Consider the following 4,376-nt stretch of genomic DNA (forward strand, 5'->3'; position numbering starts at 1 on the left):
AGTCGAGCATCAACAGGGTAGTGAAGGAATTGAAAGACATGAATATCATAGACTGTTTTACCAAGAACAAAATTCATGTCATAGATGAGAAAAAGCTTGAGAAGTGTGCCATGGGGGTAAAATAGGCGAAGGAATGCAGCGAGCTCTGCATTCCTTCGAGCGTTTACAGGGAAGCCAGAATCCCGCCGTCCACCACTATGGTGGCGCCGGTGACGTAGTTCGCCGCATCGGAGGCGAGGAATGCGGCGCAGCCGCCCATGTCTCCCATGCCGCCCCAGCGCCCGGCGGGGATGCGATGTTTCAGGTATTCCACCATAGGGGCGTTCTGTTGCAGGCCTGCGGTGAAATCCGTGGCAATGACGCCCGGGGCTATGGCATTGACCTGAATGTTGTACGGCGCCCATTCAATGGCCATGACTCTTGTCATCTGCCGGATAGCGGCCTTGGTGGCGCTGTAACAGGCGATATCGGCCCTGCCTATCTGCGACATGAAGGAGGTGAGGTTTATGACTTTGCCTCCGCCTCTTTTTCTGAGCATGGGCAGGGCGGCCTTGCAGAGGGAGAACATGCCGCAGATATTGGTCTGTATGATGCGCTGCATGTCGGCTTCTTCCATGTCTTCCACCGGGCAGCTCAGGTGGAGGGCCGCGTTGTTCACGAGAATATCGAGGGGGAGGCCTTCTCGGTCGAGTTCTTCCATCATCTTGGCCGTGGCGTCGCTCTGTCCTATGTCGCACGTTTTACAGTGGACGGTGAGCCCCGGGAAGGTTTCCAGAAGGTGGGACGCGGCTTTTTCCAGCGTGGAGGCGGTGCGCCCCGCAAGGATGAGAGCGGCTCCCTGTTCGGCCAGCGCTCGGGCTATGTCGTAGCCTATGCCCCGGCCTCCGCCCGTGACGAGTGCGGTTTTTCCTGCAAGAGAGAACATAGTTCGGCTCCGATAGGTGAGAGTGTCAGAGAGAAGCGAGTATGCCGCCGTCGACGGCGAGCTGCGCCCCCGTCATGTAATCCGCTTCCCGGGAAGCGAGAAAGACGGCGCATCCGCCGATATCTTCGGCGCGGCCCCAGCGCCCCAGGGGAATCCGGCGTTCACAGAACTCCTTCCACTTCGGATCTTTCTGCATGGTGTTGGCGGTGAACTCCGTGGCGATGATGCCCGGGGAAAGCAGGTTGGCCTGAATATTGTACCGGGCCCACTCCACGGCCATGGATTTGGTGAGCTGGCGTATGGCGCCCTTGGCGGCGGCGTAGAGGGCGACGTTGGGGCGTACGATTTCCTCAACATAGGAGCCTACGTTGATGATCTTTCCTCCGCCGCCTGCCTTGAGCAGGGGCAGCAGCGCCAGGGTGAGTTTCAGCATGCCGGCCACATTGGTCCGGAAAATGTCTTCAAACATGGAGGCGTTGCTTTCTTCCAGGGGGGCGAGGTGGAGCACGGCGGAATTGTTGACGAGGATATCCAGCCCCGGGCCGCGTTTTTCAAGGAACGCCGCAAGCTCCCGGATGCTGGCGTCGTTTTTCAGGTCGAGGGGGGCAAAGGTCACTTTTCCCGGCGCGACGCTTTCCAGTTTCTCGGCTGCCGCCGCCAGGCGTCCCGTGTTCCGGGAGGCGATGATCACGCTTGCCCCCTGTTGCAGCATGGCTTTGGCTATGGCGAATCCTATGCCGCTGCCGCCTCCGGTGATAAGGGCGGTTTTTCCGTCTAAGCGAAAGAGCATGGCTACTCCTTGTATCAGACTGCTTTTGAAGAACAGCTTCGGAAAGCAGGGTTGAACATGTCGGTTCTCTTCCGGCCGTACCGTGGCCCTCTCCCGCAGGAGCTCCTTTTGCGGAAGAAGGCCGTTCCGGCTTCAGATCCTACTCTTGAGGGCTTCACGAATTTCTTCGCATACCGCCGTCTGGGCGGGGGAGAGGCTTTCGTAGGCCGTTTTGGATTTTTCTATCCAGCGCTTTTTTTCCTCGGGGGAGAGATAAGTGACGTTCATGCCGTACTTTTCCTTACATTCGCGGAGCGTCCAGGCGGCCTTTTCCGCGTATACGCGCTGAGTTTCCGCGTAGTAGGCCTGGAAGGCCTCGTCGAACAGGGCCTTGTCCTCGTCGGAAAGGCTGTCATACCAGGAGGCGCTGCAATAGAGTACGAAGATGACGGGGATATGGTCGGCTATAAGCACGTTTTTGGCCACATCGCAGAAGCGGTAGTTGATGATGCCGAGTATTTCCGTGTCGGAACCGCCCACGACCCCCTGCTGTATGCCGGTGACCATTTCGGTGGGAGGCATGGGGGTGGGAGTCATGCCCAGCGAGGATATGGCGGCCATGTGGGTCTTGGAGGCTGTGGAGCGGAACTTCTGGCCCTGTATGTCTTCAAGGGTTTCCCAGTGGTTGAGGGAGACCAGAGGGCGGTAGGTGGAAAAGATGAGCGCGACGGTCTTCACCCCTGTCTTGTCGAGATACTTCATGAATTTTTTGGAATAAGGCCCTTCGGTGATTTTTCTGAGGTCTTTTTCCGTAGGCATGAGGAAGGGCATGTCCACTACGGCGAGTTCCGGGGCGAACTGCGAGAGGTTGGAGGTGCTGTCTATGGCGATGTTGATGGTTCCGAACTGCACGCCCTGAAAAACGCTGTCGCAGCCTCCGAGCGCACCGCCGAAGTAGGTGTCGACCTTGTACCTGCCCTTGGATTTTTCTTCGATGAATTTGGTGAAGGTATCCTGCATGGCGGTGACGAGTACGTCGCCGTTGTTGGTGACTACGGACACTTTGACGGTTGTGGCCGCGTTCGCGGGGGCCGTGTTCAGGCAGCAGGCCATGGCGATTCCCAGGGAGAAGGAAAGGATTCCGCGCATACAAAACTCCTCAGGTTGAAGGTTGTTCCTGCGTTACAGGAGAAACAGCGTAACAGACGGAATATACATGAGCATGAGCAGGACCACGATCATGGAAAGAACATAGGGCAGCACTTCTTTGGAAATGCTCATGATGTTCTGTCCGGTAAGGCTGCACACGACAAAGAGGTTCGTTCCCACAGGAGGGGTGAGAAAGCCTGTGCACAGCGCCACCAGCATGAAGATGCCGAAATGCACAGGATCGACGCCGTAGCTGCGGGCCAGGGGCACAAGAAGCGGGGCGAAGATGAGTATGGTGGCGGAACAGTCCATGAATGTGCCGATAATAAGAAAGAAAATCAGCATGATGAACAGAAATACCGCCTGGCTCTGCGTCACGGAGTGCACAAAGTCGATAAGGACTTTATCGAGATTGTGGAACTGGAGGAAAGTCCCCATGGCTGTAGCCGTGATGATGATGAGAAAGATCACCGAGAGCGTGGACAGCGAGGATTTCATGATTTCCTTCAGGAGATTCCAGGTCAGGGAACGGGTGATGAAGGTTTCCACCAGAAGGGCGTAGAGCACGGCCACGGCCCCGGCTTCCGTGGGGGTGGTGATGCCGCCGTAGATGAAGCCGAGCACGATGACGGGCACCAGAATGGCCCATTTGGCCACGGCAAGAGCGTGAAGGCGCTCGCTCCACGGAGCCTTCGGGTGGATTTCGCCGTAGCCGGTTTTTCGGATGATGATATGGGAGGTGACGATGAAACCGGCAGCCACGATCACGCCGGGAATGATGCCCGCAATGAAGAGGTCGGTAATGGAAACGCTGCCTGAGGCGCCGTAGAGAATAAGAGGAATGGAAGGGGGGATCATCACGCCGAGCGCTCCGCCTGCGGCGTTCACGGCGGCGGCGAATCTCGTGGGGTAGCCTTCTCTGGACATGGCCGGGATCATGATGCCGCCCACGGCGGCAGTGGTGGCCGCGCTGCTGCCGCAGAGCGCGCCGTAGAAGAGGGAAGTGAGCACGGAAATGTGTGCAAGCCCTCCGCGCCTGTGCCCGACAAAGCTCTGACACAGGCCGAGCAGGCTGTTGGCCAGTGTTCCCCGCTGCATGATATCGCCTGCCAGAAGAAAGAACGGGACGGCCATGAGAGGGAAAGAGTCGAAGGTATTGAAGCATCGCTGAGTGAAGAAGAGCAGCGGGATGCCGTCATGGACTATGCCTGCGAGGGTGGCGAGGCCTATGGAGATTCCTATGGGCACTCCCAGACCAAGCAGGAAGGCAAGCGTGACGAATAAAAGAGTGACGGAAGTCATGGAGCGCTCCTTCAGTCGTTTTTCAGCATGAGGACGAAATTTCGTACCGCCTGCAGAAAGCAGCACAGGCAGGAAAAGCACATACCGAGCCATGTGAGCCATACAGGCAGAGGCAGGGCAATGGCCATTTGATTGAGGCCTTTCACCTTGAGCATCATGTCGTAGGTCATGAAAACGAGCAGCCCGAAGAAGAGCATATTGAAGCCCATGCATGCGAGGGCATGGATCTTT

At 57.4% G+C, this 4,376-nt stretch carries 5 protein-coding genes; all 5 read right to left on the reverse strand.

Annotation, left to right across the window (positions count from 1 at the left end; all coding sequences use genetic code 11):
- Nucleotides 1-163: 163 nt before the first annotated feature.
- Nucleotides 164-925: an SDR family NAD(P)-dependent oxidoreductase gene (locus K8W16_RS00330; protein WP_304120163.1), complete on the reverse strand. Its 762-nt coding sequence runs from the start codon at nucleotides 923-925 to the stop codon at nucleotides 164-166.
- A gap of 25 nt (nucleotides 926-950) precedes the next feature.
- Nucleotides 951-1,715 carry an SDR family NAD(P)-dependent oxidoreductase gene (locus K8W16_RS00335; protein ID WP_304120165.1) on the reverse strand — a complete coding sequence of 255 codons (765 nt, stop codon included), beginning with the start codon at nucleotides 1,713-1,715 and terminating at the stop codon, nucleotides 951-953.
- Between the two features lie 132 nt (nucleotides 1,716-1,847).
- Nucleotides 1,848-2,843: a TRAP transporter substrate-binding protein gene (locus K8W16_RS00340; protein WP_304120167.1), complete on the reverse strand. Its 996-nt coding sequence runs from the start codon at nucleotides 2,841-2,843 to the stop codon at nucleotides 1,848-1,850.
- A gap of 33 nt (nucleotides 2,844-2,876) precedes the next feature.
- Nucleotides 2,877-4,145, reverse strand: coding sequence for a TRAP transporter large permease (locus tag K8W16_RS00345; protein WP_304120168.1), 1,269 nt, complete (start codon nucleotides 4,143-4,145; stop codon nucleotides 2,877-2,879).
- Nucleotides 4,146-4,156: 11 nt separating this feature from the next.
- The coding region (locus tag K8W16_RS00350) for a hypothetical protein (RefSeq protein ID WP_304120169.1) at nucleotides 4,157-4,376 on the reverse strand (220 nt) is incomplete at its 5' end.

The organism is Mailhella massiliensis (assembly GCF_020741395.1).
Classification (GTDB): Bacteria; Desulfobacterota; Desulfovibrionia; order Desulfovibrionales; family Desulfovibrionaceae; genus Mailhella; species Mailhella massiliensis_A.